The 20626-nt window shown below is 70.5% G+C and carries 8 protein-coding genes; all 8 read right to left on the minus strand.

What is annotated here, in order from left to right; all coding sequences use genetic code 11:
- Nucleotides 1–30: 30 nt before the first annotated feature.
- The 8 genes from SK854_RS34260 to SK854_RS34295 all read right to left on the minus strand — a co-directional run bounded on the left by SK854_RS34260 (nt 31) and on the right by SK854_RS34295 (nt 20466).
- The gene (locus tag SK854_RS34260; protein ID WP_319979274.1) at nt 31–9270 is read right to left on the minus strand and encodes an SDR family NAD(P)-dependent oxidoreductase; all 9240 of its coding nucleotides are present in this window, start codon (nt 9268–9270) and stop codon (nt 31–33) included.
- Between the two features lie 13 nt (nt 9271–9283).
- Nucleotides 9284–11269: an asparagine synthase (glutamine-hydrolyzing) gene (gene asnB / locus SK854_RS34265; RefSeq protein ID WP_319979275.1), complete on the minus strand. Its 1986-nt coding sequence runs from the start codon at nt 11267–11269 to the stop codon at nt 9284–9286.
- A 6-nt stretch (nt 11270–11275) separates the two neighbouring features.
- On the minus strand, nt 11276–11539 hold the full coding sequence (locus SK854_RS34270) for an acyl carrier protein (protein ID WP_319979276.1): 264 nt from the start codon (nt 11537–11539) through the stop codon (nt 11276–11278).
- A complete protein-coding gene (locus SK854_RS34275; RefSeq protein WP_319979277.1) occupies nt 11536–13107 on the minus strand; it encodes an alpha/beta fold hydrolase in 1572 nt (523 codons plus the stop codon). The genes SK854_RS34270 and SK854_RS34275 overlap by 4 nt, the downstream gene beginning before the upstream one ends.
- Before the next feature lie 185 nt (nt 13108–13292).
- The gene (locus SK854_RS34280; protein WP_319979278.1) at nt 13293–13460 is read right to left on the minus strand and encodes a hypothetical protein; all 168 of its coding nucleotides are present in this window, start codon (nt 13458–13460) and stop codon (nt 13293–13295) included.
- Between the two features lie 102 nt (nt 13461–13562).
- Nucleotides 13563–14603, minus strand: coding sequence for an ATP-grasp domain-containing protein (locus SK854_RS34285; protein ID WP_319979279.1), 1041 nt, complete (start codon nt 14601–14603; stop codon nt 13563–13565).
- 202 nt (nt 14604–14805) lie between these two features.
- Complete coding sequence (locus SK854_RS34290; RefSeq protein ID WP_319979280.1) at nt 14806–17895, minus strand: AfsR/SARP family transcriptional regulator; 3090 nt, start codon at nt 17893–17895, stop codon at nt 14806–14808.
- Nucleotides 17896–18234: 339 nt separating this feature from the next.
- Nucleotides 18235–20466 carry a molybdopterin-dependent oxidoreductase gene (locus tag SK854_RS34295; protein ID WP_319979281.1) on the minus strand — a complete coding sequence of 744 codons (2232 nt, stop codon included), beginning with the start codon at nt 20464–20466 and terminating at the stop codon, nt 18235–18237.
- Nucleotides 20467–20626: the final 160 nt, after the last annotated feature.

A 20626-nucleotide genomic window follows, 5' to 3' on the forward strand; every position in this document is an offset into this window, starting at 1 on the left:
GCGAGGGTTCCTTCCGAGAACGAGGTGGGCTCAGGCGAGCGCATCGGGAACCTCCCGGTTGGCCAGGACCGCTTCCAGCAGTGCGGCGCGCGCACCGACGTCGAAGGAAGGGGGTCCGATCACCGTCACGGGCACGGCCGGGGGTTCCGGGGTGCTCGTCTCCGGCACCCAGTAACGCTCGCGTGCGAACGGATAGGTGGGCAGCTCCAGCACTCGCCGTTCACCGGACGGATGCAGGCTCCCCCAGTCGACCGCGCGTCCTTCGCACCACAATGCGAGCAGCCGGTGGAGATCGCCGTTCCGCAAGGCAGCAGCGACTTCCGGCTCCGTTTCACGATCACGGCGCACGGCCGCACCACGCGCCCGGCGCAGGCTTCCGGTGTGCAGGCCGGTGCCACCCGCGAGGAACGCGGTGAGCGCGTCGACGACCTCTCCGGCGTCACGGGCGACGAAGCCCAGCCGGTGCTCCATCTCCTCCCTGCCGACCTGCAGCGTGAAGGCCAGGTCCGCGAGTGACGGCGAGTTCTCGCCGAGGAAGGCGCGCAGGTCCTCGGCACGAGCCGCGAGGCGAGCCGCGTCACGGGCAGAGAGGACGATCGCCTGCGGTTCGGCAGCCGGCGCCGGTTCCGGTCGCGATGGCGGGGCTTCCAGGACGACGTGGGCGTTGACCCCGCCGAACCCGAAGCTGCTGACACCGGCCCGCAACGGCAACTCGGTGCCGGAAGCGTCGGTCGTCGGCTGCCAGGGGCGCGATTCGCGCAGGACCTCGAAACCACTGCCGTCGAGCTTCAGGTGCGGGTTCAGCTGATCGAGGTGCAGCACCGCCGGCAGCTCGCGGTGTTCCATCTGCCGCAACACCTTGACCACACCTGCCAGCCCGGCCGCCGCCTCGGCGTGGCCGATGTTCGCCTTCACCGCACCGAGAGGGCGCGTGGCCGAGCCGCCGAGGTTCCGGTAGGCGGTGGTGAGCGCGTCGACCTCGACCGGGTCACCCAGCGCGGTGCCCGTGCCGTGCGCCTCGACGTAACCGATGCTGTCCGGGTCGATGCCGCGCATGGCCGCCTCGATCACCTCGGCCTGCGCCGAGGCGTTGGGAGCGGTGAGCGAGGCCGCCCTGCCTCCGTGGTTCTCCGCCGTGCCGAGAACGACACCGTGAATCGTGTCGCCATCGCGCAGTGCCGCGGCCAGCGGCTTGAGCAACACCGCCGCCACGCCTTCCGCACGGACGTACCCGTCGGCGTCCGCGGAGAAGGTCTTGCAACGCCCGTCGGGGCTGAGCATTCCCGCGGCCCGCGTCGAGACGAACGTGTCGACGCTCAGCAGCAGGTTCACCCCGCCGGCCAGCGCCATCGCACAACGCCCGGACCGGATGCTCTCGACCGCGCGGTGCAGCGCCACCAGCGAACTGGAGCACGCGGTGTCGATCGGTTCACTCGGTCCCCGGACGTCGAGCAGGAACGAGATCCTGTTCGCCAGCACGGCGTGCGAGTTGCCGGTCGCGGTGTAGCCGTCCGGCTCGACACCGCTCGCGTTGAGCAGGTGGTGGTAGTCCGTGCCGGACACCCCGAAGAACACGCCGGTGTCCTCAGGCAGTCGCGCGGGCGAGTAGCCAGCGTTCTCCAACGCCGTCCACACCGTCTCCAGCGCCAGCCGCTGCTGCGGGTCCATGAGTTCGGCTTCCAGCCGGGACAACGAGAAGAAGCCCGCGTCGAACCGGTCGACGCCGTCGATCAGCCCCGCGTACTTCGGGAAGTCGGCGCGTGCCACGACATCGGCGTAACGGCCGTCGAACCGGTCAGCCGGATAGGACGAGACGAGATCCGCGCCTTCGCGAAGCCGCTCCCACAGGGCGTCCGGATCGTCGGCACCGGGGAACCTCCCGGCGACACCGATGATCGCGACCGCGTCGGTCTCCTGCTCGGCCGGAGGCAGCGCCGCCGGGAGTGCCTGCGGAAGTGATGACGGCACAGCGGGAACGAGCCCGGCCGGAGCGGGTGCCCCGACCTCGTCGACCAGCTTGCCGACCAGACCGCGGATGTTGGGGTGCTGGAAGAACACCGCCGGGCTCAGGTCGATGCCGAGCCGGCCACCGAGTTCCTGCGCGAGCGAGGCCAGGCTGATCGACTCGAACCCGAACGCCGGGAAGTGCGTGTCGAGGTCGATGTCGGCCGGGTCGGTCTTGAGCAGCTGGGCCACGGTCTCGCGAACCTGGGCGGTCAGCCGGTCCCGGGCCGCGCCGTCCCCGTCTTGTACGCCGGTGACAGCGGCCGGTGCGTTGCCGAACTCCACGCCTTCCCACCGGCCCAGCACCGCTCCGGTCTCGTCGAGCAACCGCAGGTCGAACGTGGAACCCTTGCCGTCCAACACGATCGCCCTCGTGCGGCCGAGATCGGCGCCTTCCACCGAACGCACCCGCACGACGGTCGCGTCGGCGTCCGACGTGAGGTACTGCACGCCCTGCACCAGCCCGTTGAGGACCCAGGCCGGTATCCGGACGTGCCGCTTGTGCGGGTCCTGGGACAGCGCGGGTTCCGCGACGCGGACGAGCAGCCGTCCGCCGATCTCCGCGACACCCTCGACCACCCTGGCGTAGGGCCGGGCGTCCACCCCCAGTTCGCCGAGCTTCGCGTAGAACCCCTGCTCGTCCAGCGAGAGCGGCTCGCTGATCACGGATTCGTTCTGCCGCAACGGCTCTGCGGCGGCGACGAGATCGGCGCCGAACACGACAGTGCCGTTCTGGTCGTGCAGTTCGGCACGGTTCGCGCCGAGCTTCCACGTGAGCAGCTGTTCCTGCGACGGATCGGGCATCGCGGCCCAGCGCGCGTCACGCACGGCCCAGCCGTCACCGAGACCTGCGACCTCGGCGAACGCGAGCACACCGTCCAGCAGCGCGACTGTGGCGTAACGCTTCTCGCGCCGCACCGAGTAGACGTAGTCGAGCAGTTCGTCACCGCGCAGTGCGAGCCGGTAACGAACGCCGTCGAGGTCGGACTCGTTGACGCCGACCCACGGGTGCGCCCGCCGAGCGAACGCGATGGGGTCCAGCACGCTCGGCGCGTCGTCGAACTCCGGGTACCAGCACCGGACGCGCTCGAACGGGTAACCGGGCAGCGACAGCTTCGCGGGCCTCGCGGCCCGCGGCCACAACACGTCCCAGTCGACAGCCGCACCGGCGGTCCACACCACCGCGAGCGCACCGAGGTCCGTCCCGGCAAGCGCCTTCTCCACGTCCGCCTCGTCCGGCGGATCGGTCACGCCCATCGTGCTCGGCACGAACCACACGCCGGCCGGCACGACCGGGTTCGTCCAGTCCACTTCGGACAGAGCGGCGAGCTTCGCCGCGACGGCGTCGACGTCCGCGGCGACGAACGCCACACGGGAGGACATCTCGTTCTTGCCCGTCTGCAACGTGAAGGCAAGGGCGTCCAACCCGGGCCGCGACGCCACCACGTGCGCGTGCAGGTCGCGCAGCACACGTCCCAGTGCCTGCGGCGTGGCCGCCGAGCAGACGATCAGGCGTGGCAGTCCGGACTCGGCCACCGGCTGGGTCACGTCGTCGTGCTCCTCCACGACGATGTGCACGTTCGCGCCGCCGGCTCCGATCGAGGTGACACCGGCACGCCTGGGCACCGCCTGCCCGTCGAGCACCGGACGCGCCCACTCGGTGCGCTCGTGCTGCACGACGAACGGCGTCTCGGCGAAGTCGATCGCCGGGCTGAGCGTCTCGGAGTGCAGCGACTTCACGATCGTCCGGTGCTTCAGCTGCAGCAGGACCTTCGTCAGGCCGACGATGCCCGATCCCGACAGCAGGTGCGCCACGTTGGACTTCACCGAGCCGAGCGCGCAGAAGCCCCGGTCGGCGGTGTCGCGGCGGAACGCGCTCGTCGCGCCGCGGATCTCGATCGGGTCACCCAGCGACGTCGCCGATCCGTGGCCTTCGAGGTAGCTGATCGTGCGCGCGTCCACGCCCGCGTCGTCCAGCGCCTTCTCGATGGCACGGCCCTGCTGCACCGGGCTGGGCACGGTGAACCCGTTGCGCACGCCCGCATTGGTCATGCCGCTGCCCCGGATCACGCCGTACACGTGGTCCCCGTCGGCCACCGCTTCGGCGAGCGGCTTGAGCACGACCATGCCGACGCCCTCACCGAGCACCGTGCCGTCCGTGCCGACGCCGTAGCTGCGCAGGAGGTCGGCCGTCTTGCTGGTGAAGTGGGCCTGGGAGGTCCCGATCAGGTCGTAGGGGTGCAGCATCAGGTTGATGCCACCGACGACGGCCATCCGGCACTCGCCGGCTCGCAGCATCCGCACGGCCTGGTGCACGCACGTCGACGAGGACGCGCACATCGTGTCGAGGAACATCGATGGCCCGGTGAAGCCGTAGAAGTACGACAGCATGTTCGCGAACACGCCGATCTCGCTGCCGCTCGTCGCCGTACCGCGCATGAGCATGTTCTGGAAGCCGTACAACGAGTAGCTGTTGTTCATCGACCCGACCAGCACGCCGACGTCTCCCTGGTAACGGCGCTGGATCGTCTCGCGGGAGTAGCCCGCGTCCTCCAGCGCCGTGACGCCGGCCTGCAGCAGCAGCCGCACCTCGGGTGAGAGCAGTTCGGCCTGCCGCTGGGAGAGGGAGAAGTAGCGCGGGTCGAACGCGTCGATGTCGCGCAGGAACGTCCCGGACTTGACCACGGACTTGCCCGGCACGTCACGCTCGCCGTAGTAGATGTCCTGCTGGCGCCACCGGTCCTGAGGCGGCGGCTCGAAGCTGTGCCTGCCCTCGCTGAGCAGCTCCCAGAACTCGTCGAGCGTGTCCGCGCCGGGGTAGCGGCCGGACATGCCGATCACCGCGATGTCGTGGTCTCCGTGCTCGGCCCTGGGGCGTTCCACGATCTCGGCCCGAGCGACCGGTACGGGGTCGGCCACCGGCTGCTGCGGCAGTTCGGGTTCCACCACCGGCACCTGCTGCTCTGCCGGTCCGAACAGCTCGACGAGCCGGGACCGGTGCTCGGCGAGGAGATGTCCCGCCACGCCGCGCAGGTCCACGTGCTCGAAGAACAGCGTCTTCGGCAACGACCCGAAGTCGTCCTCCAGCCTGCTGGTCACGTCCACGATGACGAGCGAGTCGATGCCGTAGCGCTCCAGCTTCTGGTCGGCCCGGATGCGCTCCGGTTCCTGACCGGTCAGCTCGGCGAACAGGTGCCGCAGGTGCTCCTCGGTGCGGGCCGTCAGCGTTCGATCATCCATTTCGGACTTCACGGCGACGGTGGTAGTGCGCTGGACGGGCGCGTCCTTCGTGAGACCCGAGTAGCGGCGCAGTTTCGGCGCGTCGCCGTACAGGACGATGCGCTGCGAGGGGGCGTCGACGCCCAGTGCCCGTTCCAGCGCGCCCAGTGCCGCGGTGGTCGGCAGCGGGACGGTTCCCGTCGTCTTGCGCAGGTAGGCCTCGGTCGCCGAGTCCACGCGCATGCCGCCTTCCGCCCACAGCGGCCAGTCGACGGCGCGGACGACGTGGCCGGAGGCCCGCGAGGCCCAGGCGTCGAGGAAGGCGTTGGCCGCCGCGTACCCGGTCTGGGCCGCACCGCCGAACGCCCCCGCGACCGACCCGAACACGAGCAGGAAGCCGACGCCGTGCTCGCGGCACACCTCGTCGAGGTGCGCGGTGCCGGCCAGCTTGGGAGCCAGCACCGGCGCGGTGGTCTCCAGCGGGGTCTGCACGAGATAGCCGTCGTCGAGCACGCCGGCCGCGTGGAAGATGCCGTCGAGGCGGCCGAAACGGCTGGTGATCGCGCTCGCCGCGGCACGCACGCTCGCCGGGTCGGTCACGTCGGCCTGCTGGTAGGCGATCCGGTCGCCGAAACGCTCCCGCAGGTCGGCGATCTCCGTGCTCTCAGCCCGTCCGCTCAGCACGACGCTCGCACCGTGACGCGTGCACAGGTGCGAGGCGACCAACCGGCCGATGCCACCCGCGCCACCGGTGATCCAGTAGACACCCTTGTCGCGCAGCAGCGACTCGCCACCGCCGGTGACGGGCAACTCTTCCGTCTCCCTGGTCAGGCGCCCACCCGCGACGTCGTAGGCGATCTCCACGTCGGCGGAACCGGCCTCGGCACGCACGATCGTCTCGAACCGCGCGGCGTCGACAGGGCCGTCGACGAGCACGACCTTGCCGCGAATCGCCGGGTTCTCCTTGTGCAACGACTTCAGCACCGCGGCGAGCGGAGCGAACACCGGGTCGCCGGGGCGTCCCGGCGCGACGACGACCACCGTCCGGCCGGCCGGTCCAGGCCGGTCGAGCAGGGCGCGCAGGTGCCGGTAGCAGGCGTCGAACACGACCTTCGCGGCGTCGGCGGGGCCGCCCGCGAGACTTCTGGGCAGTTCGAGGATCTCCGCGTCCAGCCGGCCGCCGGCACCTCCGCCCAGGACCGCGTCGAGCACGACCAGCGGTCCGGCGGGTGCCGTCACGGCCGGGAGTGCGGCGGCGCGCCACACCTGGTGGGCCTCGATGAGGGTGTCCTCGGGCGTGGGCGTCTCGGGCCTGCGGACGTCGGGCGTACGGGCCTCAAGCGTGCGGGCCTCAAGCGTGCGGGCCTCGGGGGTGCGGGCCTCGGAGGTACGGGCCTCGGTCGCGCGGACCTCGGAGGTACGGGCCTCGGGCGTGCGAGCCGCGAGAGCGCGATGCGTGTAGCCGCGCAGCCGAGCGCACAACGTCCCGTCCTCGCCGTACACGTCCAAGTCCACTTTGGACTCGCCGGAGGCGCGGAGCACCGCGTGCGTGATCCGGCCGACCGGGGCCAGCAGCGTCAGCTCGTCGAGCGCGAACGGAACCGCCACCGCGTCGGGGCTGCGCCAGCCGGACTCGTCCGCGCCCAGGGCGAGAACGGCCTGCAACGCGCTGTCGAGCACGACCGGGTGCAGCAGCCAGCCGGACGCCGCCCGTGCGGGCACCTGGATCCGGGCGAGCACACCTTCCTCGCCGCGCGACACCTCCACCAGGCCGCGCAACGCGGGCCCGTGCTCGATCCCGCTGGCGCGCAGCGCCGCGTATCCGCGAGCGACGTCGACCGGCCGCGGGAACCGGGAGGACAGGTCACCGGCGGCTTCGCCCCCTGCTTGCCCGGAAGCGAGATGCCCAGTGGTGTAGCGGTTTCCGGCGTCGTCGAGAACCGTGAAGCCGAAACCGCCGTCACGGGGTTCCAGTCGCAGTCGCACGGCCAGCCGTTCCCCCGTGACCGTCAGCGGCCGGAGCCAGCCGACGTTGCGCACGCTCGGCACCTCGATCCCGCCGATCCGCTCGGCGGCGGCGAGCACCAGACCGAGCACCGCGACACCGGGAACCACCGGAACGCCGTTCACCACGTGGTCGCGAATGACGTCCTGGCCGGCGTCGAAGGTCAGCGGGAAGGTCCAGCCGCCGTTCTCCTCCACGCCGGCACCGAGCGACGGGTGACCGGCGGCTTCCAGCGGCCGGAACCAGTACGGCGTGCGCGCGAACGCGTAGCCCGGCAGGTGGATCCGCCTGCCGGTCGCGGGCCACGCCGACCAGTCGACCGGGAGGCCACGAACCCAGGCGCGGGCGAACTTCTCCGTGCGGCCCTGTTCACGCCACACCGCCGCCAGGTCCGTCAGGTCGCTCTCGTCGAGCACGGCGCCCTGCTCGTCCTCGGCCAGTCCCCGCACGCTGTCCCCGCGCAGCTCGCCGCTCTCCGCGAACGCTTCGAGCTGCTCGGCCCAGTCAGCCAGATCCTGTGCGCGGAAAACCACCCGCACGGGCAACGGCACGCGGCCGTGCCTCAGCGTGTGCGCGACGTCGGTCAACGAGGGCGGCACGTCCTCCGTCAACCGCGTGCGCGCCCACACCGCCAGATCGGCGCACGTCTCGCGCAGCCGGTCGTCGTCCCAGGCGGACACCGGCAGCCATTCGTCCTCTTCGGACGGTGGCGTCGACTCCGCGGCCGGGACGGACTCCAGCACGGCGTGCGCGTTGGTGCCCGCGAACCCGAACGAGCTCACCCCGGCCCGCAGCGGCCCGCCGTCCGGCGCGGTCCACTCGGACAGCCCCTCGACGACGCGGAACGGTGACCCGGTCAGGCTGATCAACGGGTTGAGGCGCTCGAACCCGACGGTGGCCGGCAACCGGCGGTGCCTCATCGAAGCGATGACCTTGAGCAGACCGGCGACCCCGGCCGCACCTTCGAGGTGCCCGATGTTCGTCTTGACCGAGCCGAGGCCGCAGTGGTGCTCCTCGCCCGTGTCGCCGAGCTCGGCGAACGCCTTCTTCAGGCCGCGCACCTCGATCGGATCACCGACCGGCGTTCCCGTGCCGTGCGCTTCGACGTAGCTCACCGACGCCGGGTCGATCCCGGCCCGCCGGTAGACGTCGACGATCAGCTCCGCCTGCGCGTCGGGGTTGGTGACGGTGAGCGAGCTGGTGCGGCCGCCGTGGTTGCTGCCGATGCCGCGCACGACCGCGTGCACGGCGTCGCCGTCCCTGAGCGCGTCGGCGAGCCTCTTGAGCAGGAGGACGCCGCCGCCCTCGCCGCGCACGTACCCGTTGGCCTCCGCGTCGAAGACCTTGCTCCGACCGGCCGGGGAGAGCATGCCCGCCTTGCTGAACGCGACGAAGTGCCGCGGTGACCAGACGAGGTTGACGCCGCCGGCCAGTGCCTGGTCGCAGTCTCCCGCCTGCAACGCCTGCACGGCCTGCTGCACCGAGACCAGCGAACTGGCGCACGCGGTGTCGTTGACCACGCTCGGGCCGCGGAAGTCGAAGAAGTGCGAGACGCGGTTGGCGATGACCGCGTACGCCGCGCCCGTCGGGTAGTAGGCGTCGATCGTGGCGAGCTCCTGCTCGACCAGTTCGGCGTAGTCCCAGTGACACACGCCCATGAACACTCCGGTGCGCGAACCCGCCAGCCGGTCGGCGCGGTGGCCCGCGTCCTCGACGGCGTGCCAGCTCAGTTCGAGGGCCAGCCGCTGCTGCGGGTCCATCAGCCGTGCCTCGCGCGGGGAGATGCCGAAGAAGTCGGCGTCGAAGCACTCGACGTCGTCGACGAAACCGCCCCAGACGCTGGCCGTCTTGTCGCCGTCCCGGCGTGGGTCGCCCGCGAAGTCCGAGGCTCGCCAACGCTTCTCCGGCACTTCACTGATCAGTGAGCGCCCCTGTTCGAGGTTCGCCCAGAACTCGTCGGCGTTGCGCGCACCGGGCAGCCTCAGTGCCTGTCCGACGACCGCGATCGCGGTGTCCTGCGCGCCGGAAGTGTGCTGTGTCATGGAAGTTCCTCGTCTATTCCTGGCCGTGTCCGGCCGGCAGCGCGCTCGTGCGGCGATCGACCACGTGCAGCCCGGCGCGCAGGGGCGAGGCGTCGAACGCCTGCCCGCGGACGAACCAGTGGTGCAGCCAGTGCAGGGAGGCCAGCAGCGTGAAGGCCTGGTTCTCCTTGGTCCCGATCCGTTCGGCGGGACTGGTGAAGACGCGGTCGACCAGGGCACGGGTGAACCGCGGGTCGAGCACGCCGATCGCGTCGAGCGTGGTCTGGTCGGTCAGGACGTCGCGGAACTCCGGCCACGCACGCACGAAGGCCGCGCCGTCGGTCGCGCGGTAGGGGAACTTGCCCTTGTCGATGACCTTTTTCGGCAGCACGCCGGCGAAAGCGCGCTTGAGGAGGTACTTCTCGTCGAACGGGTCGCCGAAGCGGTGGTTGAGCGACGCGGCCAGCTTCACGACCGCCGGGTCCAGGAACGGGCAGCGGTTCTCGACGCCGTGGGCCAGCGCCATCCGGTCGCCCTGGGTGGAGAGCAGATAGCCCGACAGCAGGGTGCGGAACTCCAGCCACTGCGCCTTGCGCACGGTGTCGAGCGCGGCGTAGTCCGGTTCGGACGCGACCATCGCCTGTGCGGCGGCGAACGGGTCATTGGCACCGCGCAGCAGACGTGCGGCGAACCTGCCGTTCTGGAACCGCATCTGGTGCGAGAACAGTCCGGTCAGGTGCTCCTCGGTGAACTGCTGGTACAGCCCCAGCATCCGCCGGGGAGCGTTCTCCCCGGAGAAGTGCGGGAGGTACGGGTAGATCCGCCCGATCCGCTCCAGGCGGGCCTGCTCGTCGAGGTCGTGCCAGGAGTCGAGCAGCAACGCGTCCTTGAAGATGCCGTAGCCGAGGAACGCCTCGTCCGCGCCCTCACCGCTCATCACCACCTTGATCCCGGCCTCGCGCACCTTCTCGGCGAGCAGGTACATCGGCACGAACGCCGTCCGGAACGCGGGAACCTCCGCGTGCCTGACCGCGGCCGGGAACGCCTGCACCACGTCGTCGTCACGCACGTGCACGGACTGGTGGTGGGTGCCGAGGTCCGCGGTGACCGCCGCCTGCTCGGCGGACTCGTCGAACTGGGCGTCGTCGAACTCGATCGAGAACGTCCGCAACGGGTGCTGCTGCCGTCCGGCCGCCAGGTGGGCGATGATCGAGGAGTCGAGCCCGCCGGAGACGTAGACACCGACCTCGACGTCGCTGCGCAGCCGCACGTCGACCGCCGCCGTCAGCTCCGCCCGCACCAGTTCGATCGCTTCTTCCTCGGAGTCCGGTGGCAGACCCGGCTCCAGGTCGAGCGTGGCCCACCGGCCTCGTTCGACCTCGTCTCCGCGCAGGCACAGGAACTCGCCCATCGGAATCTGCTCGACGTCGCGGTACCCGCTCTGCGCGGGCAGCGGCGTCCAGGTCGCGAAGATCGACGCGAGCTGCTCGGAGTCGAAGGAGAACCGGAATCCCGGAACGGCCAGGAACGCCTTCATCTCGGAGGCGAACAGCCACTTCCCCTCGTGGCGGGCGACGAACAGCGGCCGCTTGCCGAACCGGTCGCGCACGAGGGTGAGCTCCCCCGTCAGCGAGTCGTAGAGGGAGAAGGCGAACGCGCCGTTGAACCTCCGCAGGCAGTCACGCCCCCAGGCGAGCCACGCCTGGAGCACGACCTCCGTGTCGGAGTCGGTGCGGAAGCGCATCCCGAGCCGGATGAGTTCCGCGCGCAGCTCGCGGTAGTTGTAGAGCTCGCCGTTGTAGCAGAGCCACCACCGGCCGTCCTCGCTGCCGACCGGCTGCGACCCGTGGGTGAGGTCGATGATGCTCAGGCGGACCGTGCCCATCACGAGTCGGTCGTCCAGATAACACCCGGCCTCGTCAGGGCCCCGGTGCTCGATCTGGCGCAGCATCCCCGCGATCAGGTCCTGGTGCCCGGAGATCCGGTGGGCGCCTCCGTAGGCGCCTGCGATTCCACACATCCCCGGTCACCGACCGTCCACGACGGACAGAACATGGGCCTCGACGAACTTCACGATCGCACTGAGCGAGACCAGCACCTCGTCGAGCAGCTGCTCGCCCAGCTCGAGGCCGTAGCGCTGCTGCACGTGGTTCATCAGCGAGATGTAGCCGAACGAGTCGAGCACCCCCGCCTTGAACAGGTCGGTGTCCTCGGTGATCTCGTCCCCGAACGTGAACAGCGCCTCGTTCTCCAGGTAGCTCTTCAGCTCCGCGGTCAGCTCGGCGGTCATGGGTTTGCTCCTTCGATCAGGTGAGCCAGTTCAGGCCAGTGGGCGCGGATGAAGAAGTGGTCGCCCGGCAGCCGGTGACGGACCAGGGGTTCGGTGGTTTCTCGTTGCCACGCGAAGATGTCCGCGTCGCTGAACGGTTCGAGGTCGCCGGTGACCACCGTGATCGGCACGTCCAGCGGCGTCTCCTCGTGGTGGCGATACCGTCCGAGCACGGTGAAGTCCGCGCGCAGCACGCGTTCGTAGTGCGCCATGAGGTCCTCGTACTGGCGCAACTGCTGGGGCACCCCGCCGAGTTCGTCGAGGTGTGCCCAGAAGGCGTCCCCGGTCAGCTGCCAGGTGTCCCGCTCCCGGCTGGGCACCGACGGCCCGCACTCGCCGGAGACGACCAGCCGCACCGGAGCGGGCAGGCCCTCGGCGCGGAGCTGCCGGCACACCCGGAACGCGAGCCTGGCGCCGAGGCTGTGGCCGTAGACGGCGAACGGTTCGTCGCCGCGCAGGTGGTCCCGCAGCTGGCCGGTCAGGTCCGCGACGAGCGCGTCGGGATCGGTGACGAGCGGTGTCGAGTGGCGGCGTCCGCGGCCGGGCCGTTCCAGCGTCACCAGCTCGACGTCCCCGAGATGCTCGTTCAGCGGCCGGTAGGAGTTCTCGTCGCCGCCCGCGAACGCGATGGCGAAGACCCGCCGCGGTGTCACCGCCCGCGACACCGGCGCGGTCTCGATCTGGCGCACCATCCTGGTCAGCACTCCGTTTCCGCCGATCTCCCGGAATCGCGCCGCGGGCTGCGAGCGAAGTACCGCGAGGACGCTGTCCGACCAGCGCACGGGGCCGTCGAGCTGGGCTGACAGCGTTGTCGCCACCTCGCCGTCGCGGTACGGCCGTGCGGTCGCGTTGGCGATCACGGTGCCGTCCAGCGGCGCGAACCGGAATCCGCGCAGGAACGCCGCGAACTCCTCCCGCGCCGGCTTCATGTACCGCGAGTGGAAGGCCGCGGACACGCGCACCTGGGCCACGCGCAGGCCTTGTCCCGCAAGGACTTCACGGGCACGGTCGATGTCGGCGGCCGGTCCGGAGAGCACGTTCTGCAAGGGGGTGTTGCGGTTCGCCACGTCCAGGGTCGTGAGCTCGTTCTCGGCGAGCAGCTCCTCGAGTCGCTGCACCGACGCGCCCACCACGGCGAGCATCGCGCCGCCCCGTTCGGCCCCCATCAACGCGGACCGCTGCGCCACCAGCTTCAGGCCGGTCTCGAAGTCGAACGCCTTCGCGGCGAGCAACGCGTTGTACTCCCCCAGACTGTGCCCGAGCAGCACGCCGGCCGGCGGCTCGCCGCGATCGACGCTGTCCCAATAGGACAGTGCGTTCACCACGAAGACCGCGGGCTGCGTGTAGCGCGTGTCGTCGAGGCGGCCGTCGGGGTCTTCGAGGCACAGCCGCGCGATGTCGTAGCCGAGGACGTCGCTCGCCAGCGAGACGGCCCCGGGATATCGGTCGAACAGTCCCGCCCCCATCCCCTTGGCCTGGGTTCCCTGGCCGGGGAAGAGCGCGACGCCGCCGCCGTGCGTGACAGGCATTGCTGCTCCGCTTCTCGGATCAGTGAGTTCAGAAGAGTTCTCCCCGAATGGGGAGGAAAGACCGGCTCGATCAGCCGGAAACGTCGTCGCCAGACCGTTTTCGGGCATGGGTCTGCCGCGGTCTTGATTGAGGAAAGTTTCGCCGATCGGAAAGGATCGGCCACGAACCGGGGCGGAGCGGCGACTCAGGCCGCGGTCACGCCGGCCTGGACGGCACCGGCGACCTGCGCGGATGCGTTCGACAGCACCATGTTGGGTCCTTCGACGCCGGAGTCGGGACCGCCCAGAGCGATGACGGCCGCGACACCCAGGCTCATTCCGGTGTAGCGCGTGACGACGGCGAAACGCTTCACAGTTGAGTTCTTCAGCACTTTGTCACTCCCGTTCGCTCGACTGAAACCACTGTCGCAGCCGTGGTTCCCGATCCGTTCCTTCCCGGGATACCGCTTCAATACCTACGCGGTAGGACCGGATCTGCGGGACGGCGGCGGATCAGGTGAGAGCGCGACTCCCCGGCCGCGGTCCAGCAGCGCCTCCACCGCTTCCGGTGTCGGTCCCTCGGCCACCACGTACAAGGCACCCTCAGGCGCCGCGTGGGTGTGCTCCGCACCGGCGAACCACCGGGCACTCGACGGACGTACCTGGCCACCCGCCAGCGCCCGGAAGAGTTCGGTCTGCACGTCGACGCCCGCCGCGATCTCGATGAGCCTGGCGATCGTCCTGGTCCCGAATCCAGGTCTGACGCTGACGACGCGGGGACCTCGTTCGGACAGCACGAGCGTCGTCTCCGCGGGCCCGAACTCGTATCCCACCAGGTCGAGCACGGCCGTGACGGTCGCCCGTGTCTCCCTCGACACGGGCTCGGCCAGCTCCGCCGGGTGCAGGTACCGCACCCCGCCACTCGTCATCCACTTGGCCGTGGCGCCGACGACGCGGTGCATGCCGTCCAGGGTCAGCGTGGTGATCACGACCTCGGGCCCGATGACGAACTCCGCGATCTCGACGGGCCCCGGCTCCGCACCGTTCAGCCATTCCGCCAGTTCGGCGCCGCGGCGCAGCACGACCTCTTCCCGTTGTCCCGAACGGATCACCACGGGCAGGCCGATCCTGGAGACGGCCTCGGAGACGTCCGCACCAGTGGCGGTGGCGCGGCGGATCATCGGATACCTGCTCGTGGCCAGCACTTCCGCGAGCCTGTCGTCCTCGGCGAGGACGCGGGCGGCACCGGCGGAGTCCGGAACCGTCTGTGCCGCCGGGAATCCGTCCGAGGCGAGGACGTGCGTGATGTGGTGATCCTGGACGACTTTCGCGACGGTCCTCGTCACGGCGCTCTTGTCGTCCGGGTCGACCACGTCGGTGTGATCGGACACCAGCGTCCCGAAGGCCTGCCGCTCGTCCTCCGCGATCACGAGCCGCAGGTCGACTCCGCTCCGCACGGCCTTGCGCGCCAGCGACACCGACGGGAAACACAGCAGCAGCCGTATGTCCGCGTTCATCGCCGCATCGCGTTTCCGGTCCCATCGGACCGAGTGCTCGTACACCGCCGCTTCATCGTCGCGCTCCTCAGCAGATCGGTGAGGCCCAACGATTCTCCAAGGCCACATCAGCTGTCGACACCTGCTTTTCAGCCAGCGTGCCCTCAGCCGATACCGATCCGTTCCCGGTGGAACTCCGGGTGGGAACGAACCCCGGCAGCCGTCAGATACGCGCTCCCCGAGGAACGCCAAGGCTTTCGAACAGCGCGTCCGCCCGCTGCGCGAGCGAGCGGGCCCGCTCGTCCTCTCCCCGCCGGTCGCAGATCTCGGCCAGGCCGGCGAGTGCCCGTGCCTCCTCGATCCGGCACCCGATCCGCGTGGCGAGCGCGAGCGCACGCTCGTGCAGCGTCCACGCCTCGGCCAGTTCCGACTGAGCTCGGTGGAGACGGGCCGCCAGGTTGTCGATGACGATGCTCCGCAGCGGTGTCCACCGCACCTTCTGGTGGCCCAGTCCCAGCCCGAGCGCGGCGAACTGCCGAGCCTCGGCCGTACGGCCCTGACGGTGGACGACCAGTGCGGAGAGGACGTACACGAGCGCGATGTCGCCGGGGACGCCCGCGGTCAGGGTGAGATCGCGCGCGGTCGCCAGCAGCTCGTCCGCCCTGGTCACGTCGCCCATCGCGAGGCGGGTCATCGCGAGATAGGCGAGCGTGACGACCTCGTTCTCCTGGACGCCGAGCTCGCGGTTGAGCAGCAGGGCGCGCTCGCCGACGGCGATGGCCTCGGCGTAGTCACCGCGCTGCTCGTGCAGGGTGCCGAGGTTGACCAGCGACTCCGCCTCCGCCCGTCCGGCCCCCAGCTCCCGCTTGATCCGGATGGCCTCCTCCAGCAACGTCCTGGCCTCGTCGTGCCGCCCGGACGTGAGCACGAGCAGGCCGAGCACCCCGGTGTCCTTGGCAACGCCCCTGCGGTCGTCGATCGCGTTCGCGACGGCCAGCGCCTCCGACACGGCCTCGATTCCCGCCTCCAACCGGCCGAGCTTCCAGTTGGCCACCGCCAGGTTCGACAGGCTGAAGCGCACCAGCTCGGCGTCGCCGACCTTCCGCGAGGAGACGACGGCCAGCCGCGCCACCTCGGCGAACTCCTCGAACAGGCCGTCCGCGTCGAGCAGGAACACGACGTTGCGGGCCAGCCGGACGACCTGGCTGTCGAAGCCGCGCTCGTGTGCCAGCACGAGCGCCTCGCGCAGGGTGGCCTGCTCGCGGTACGTCCACTTGCGGGCGGCCTCGTCGGTCGACATCTGGGGAAGCTCGAACGTCTCGGCGATCGGCGTGCCGCGCAGCACCGCCCTGCCGGGGAACAACACGTCGCACGCCTGGTCGGTGGCCCGCACGTAGTACTCGAGCAGGCGGGCGAACGCGGCCCGCGTCTCCGCCAGCACCTCGTCCCCGCTCTCCGCGTGGGTGAGCTGGCGGACGAAGCTGCGCACGAGGTCGTGGAAGGTGTAGCAGCCGATCTCGTGCTGCTTGAGCATGTGCGCGTCGAGCAGCACCTCCAGGACGGCCTCCGCGTTGAGCGCGGACATGCCCAGCAGCGCGGCCGACGAGTAGACGTCGACGTCACGACCTGGGCACACCCCGAGCATGCGGAAAGCGGTGCGATGCCGTGACGCGAGACCTTCGTAGGACATCCGCAGCGACAGGTCCACGCCGCGCTCGCCGGACTTGAGCTCGTCCAGGAGCCGGGACTCGTCGCTCATCCGGTCGACGAGATAGCTGATCGGCCATCGGGGCCGGTTGCCGAGACGGCTGAGCGCGATCCGCAACGCGAGCGGCAGGTGCCCGCACAGCGCGACGAGTTCGGCCACCGCCTCGGGCTCGGCGGCCGCCCGCCGCCCGCCCAGCACCTGGGCGGCCATCGCCGCGCCGTCCTCGTTCGTCATCGTCCCCAGGGTCATCCAGTGCGCGCCGTCGAGGTCGATGAGCCGCGTCCGGCTGGTGACCAGCACCAGCGCCTGACCGCTCTGCGGCAGCAACGGCAGCACCTGGGCGACGTCGCAGACGTTGTCCAGCAGGACGAGCAGCCTGCTCTCCGTCGTCATCGTCCGCCACAGGGCGATCCGCGCGTCGGCCTCGGAGGGCAGGGCGTCGGTCTCCACGCCGAGCATGCCCAGCAGCTTCTCCGCGGCGACCTGCGGCGGCACCGGCGTGCCACCGGCGGTGTAGCCGCAGAGGTCGAGCGCGAACTGCCCGTCCGGATAGCTGTCGGCCATCAGGTACGCGAAGCGCACGGCCAGCGACGTCTTGCCCACGCCGCCCATTCCGTCGATCGCGACGACCTGCGGCCCCTGGCCCGCCGGTTCGCTGAGAATGCCCTGCAGCGCGGTGAGTTCGGGTTCGCGGCCGATGAAGTCCGTGAGGTCGTAGGGCAACGAGCGCAGGGCCGGCCTCTGCACCGCCTTGGCGACGGGGAGAACCGGGCTGTCGGCCACCGGCGCCTCGATCTGCGCCGGAGCACCGAGCGCCGGGTCGTTGCGCAGGATTCGCTCGTACAGCGCGGAGAGCTCACGGCTGGGGTCGATCCCGAGTTCCTCCGCCAGCAGCCGGCTGAGCTGCTGGTACTCGTTGAGCGCGTGTGCCTGCCGTCCGCAGCGGTACAGGGCCAGCATCAGCTGGGAGCGCAGCTTCTCCCGCAACGGGTTGGCCCCGACGTGTTCGCGGAGCTCACTCACGAGTTCCCGGGAGTCACCGCGTGCCAGGCGCAGATCGGTGAGCTGTTCGACCGCGTCGAGGTAGCGTTCGCGCAGCGCGACCTCCGCGGTCTGGATCGCCTGGCCGCCGCTGCCCGCGAGCACCTCTCCCCGCCGCAGCGCCACCGCCGCCCGCAGGTGCGCCGCCGCTTCCTCCCAGCTCTGCCGGGAGGTCGCTTTACCCGCCTTCTCCAGCAGGTCCAGGAAGACCTTGAGATCCAGCTGCTCGACCGGCAGTTCGACCCGGTAGCCCGGTCCCTCGGTGAGGATCATCTCCCCGCCGGAGGGGATCAGCTGACGCAGCCGCGCGACCGCCTTGCGCACCTGGTGGGTCGCGGTGGCGGGCGGTTCCTCGTCCCACACGAAGTCGACCAGCTGCGAGACCGACATGACCTGCCCGACGTCGAGCAGCAGGGCGACCATGACACGTTCCTGGACAGGCCCGCCGAGGTGGATCCGGCGGTTGCCGGCCCAGCACTCCAGCGAACCGAGCAGGTTGATCCTCAGGCCCTGCTCACCCGCCGGTGGCAAGGTCGACGAGGGACCTTTCGACGTGCGGGTCACATCGTCACCTCACTCAGATCGGGCTCCTGCAGCCAAACGCGTTTCGATCAGAGAACCGCAATTCGAGGCCGATCGGGTTGCACCACAAAGAAGTTACTACGACACACGTTACAGATCGGCAACCAATACGAACACACCTCACAGCACGGCAACGCCCGCCCCGGCAATCGCCCCACTTCGCCACATGCCTTCTCACCAGGCAAAAGTGGCCTATCTAATTCGCCCTTCAACTAGAGACTGGGCATCTGCCAGTTCTTTCTCAACGAGGAAGAACTGGCAGATGCCCTAAAAGATCGAGTCCCCCGGAAAACTAGGGAAATCACTGGGACGAATGTGCTGCTAGGGCCCGAGCGGTTCGAGTCGGGCCGGCACGTGCTTGTGCCACGGCGTGCCGGCCCACTCGTCGCGGTCCTCCGCGGCGGTGAGTTCGTTGGGAGCGACGCCCGTGCGCTCCTTCACGGTGAGCCCGAGGCCGTTGGGAAGCGAGATGTGGCCTGAGCGCATGGTGTCGGTGGCGTCCACGGACACCTCCGCGCTGCCGCGCCGGGTCGTGAGCCTGACCCGGTCGCCTGTCGTGACACCGAGCCGCGTCGCGTCGGTGACGCTCATGCGCAGGCGGCCGTCCGGGTCGCGCCGACGCCAGCTGGGATCGCGCATGATCGTGTTGGCGGTGAAGGCGCGCCGTTCTCCCGCGGACAGCACGAACGGCCACTCCGGATCCTGCCGCGGGACGGGCCTCTCGCCCAGCGCAGCCACCGCGGCGAGCAGTTCCGGCACGGCGAGGGTGATTCGCCGACCGCGCAGGCGCCGCCACGAGGCGTCGTACTCGTCGTCGGTGATGTGCACGCCGTGCGAGCCGTTGACGATCGCCTCGAAGAGCCGCTCCCCCGCTTCGAGCCCGGACCCGTAGCCCGCCTTCTCGACTCCGGCCGGGTTCTTGCGGGCGCACTCGTGCGCGGCCATCCACAGCACAGCGGCCGCGGAGGCGTCGTGCGGCAGCGTCGGGCCGAGGGTGCGGTACAGCAGGACGGACGCGAGCCGCCGTTTCGCCGGGTCCGCGAGGACGGAGAGGAACGCCTGCGCGAACTCGGCTCGTCCAGCGTTCGCGGCCGCGCGCAGCGGTGCGTAGTCGGCCTCGGTGAGCGCGCCGGACGCCTCGACCAGACGGGCGTGGATCTCCGGCTCGGGCAGCACGCCCCGCGGTGCGGGCACGACGGGGTGCCGCAGGTGGAAGATGTTGCGCGGGAAGTCGAAGTTGAAGAACGTGGCCTCGAACTTCTCGAACTGCGTCGGCGCCGGCAGCACGTAGTCGGCCAGGCGTGCGGTCTCGGTCATCGCGACGTCGATGACGACGACGAGTTCCAGCGCGGCGAGCGCCTCCCGCATGCGGGCCGAGTCGGCCAGGGAGTGCGCGGGGTTCGCGCTCTCGACCAGCATCGCCCGGTAACGGGCCGGGTGGTCGGTGAGTATCTCCTCCGCGATCACGTTGCACGGCACGAGGCCGCTGATGATCCGCGCGCCCGCGACAGGGCTGCGCGGGCCCTCGTCGCCGGCGTGCCCGCGGTCACGACCGATCGGCACCAGGCTGGAGGGCACGTACTGGGCGCCCTGTTTGCCGAAGTTGCCGGTGAGCAGCCAGACCAGCTTCTCGGCGTAGCTCACGAGCGTGGAGTCGCGGTTCATCTGGACCCCGAGGTCCTCGAACACGGACACGGAGTCCGCGGCGGCGATCCGGGCGGCGACCGCCCGCACCAGCGTCTCCTCGACGTCGGCGACGGCGCAGTAGTCACCGACGGGCACCTGGCGCAGGACGGCGGCGACGGCGTCGAGGCCGTCCGCGTGCTCGGCGAGCCAGTCGGCGGCGATCAGGTCCTCCTGCACGAGCACGGCGGCCAGCGCCGTCAGCAGGTAGAGATCGGTGCCGGGCCTGACCTGGAGGTGGAAGTCGGCCAGCTCCGCCGTCTCGGTCCGCACGGGGTCGATCACGATCATCGACCGGGCCGGGTCCTTGGCGATGTCCTTGAGCACCGAACGGGCCCGCGGAAAGCCGTGCGACTGATAGGGGTTCTTGCCGACGAACAGCGCGACCTCGCAGTGCTCGAAGTCCGCGCGGGTCATGTTGCCGAGCATGCGGGCGCTGACCCAGAACTCGCCGGTCTTCTCCTGCGCGAGCGCGGACGAGCGGTAGCGGCCGCCGAACGCGGCCATCGTGGCGGGCGAGTACGCGCCGCCGAGGTGGTTGCCCTGCCCGCCGCCACCGTAGTAGAAGATCGTCTCCCCGCCGAAGGTGTCGCGGACCTCGCCCAGGCGCGCCGCGATCTCGCTGATCGCGGTGTCCCAGTCGATCTCCTCGAAGGTGCCGTCGGGCCGCCGGCGCAGCGGGTGCGTGATCCGGCCGGTGTCGCCGTTCTGGTGCAGGCCGAGGCGCAACGCCTTGTTGCAGGTGTAGCCGGCCGACGCGGGGTGGAGCTTGTCGCCGCGGATCTTGTCGAACGACCGCCCGTCGTCACCGACGAGGATCTCGATCCCGCAGTTGCACTCGCAGAGGATGCAGGCGCTGGGTTTCCACATGGGCCAGGCTCCTAGGTCGTGTCCTGTAAGTCTGTTCGATGAGAGTCACGGTCGAGAGTCCCGGAGGCGGTGCCGCCGGGGCGCCCTCATACCGGGCGTGTTCGGGCGTTCCGGCGGTGCCGCCTCCGGGGCCCTCGGCCGCGACTGTCGCGGACCGACT

The organism is Lentzea sokolovensis, from assembly GCF_033949975.1.
Classification (GTDB): Bacteria; Actinomycetota; Actinomycetes; order Mycobacteriales; family Pseudonocardiaceae; genus Lentzea; species Lentzea sokolovensis.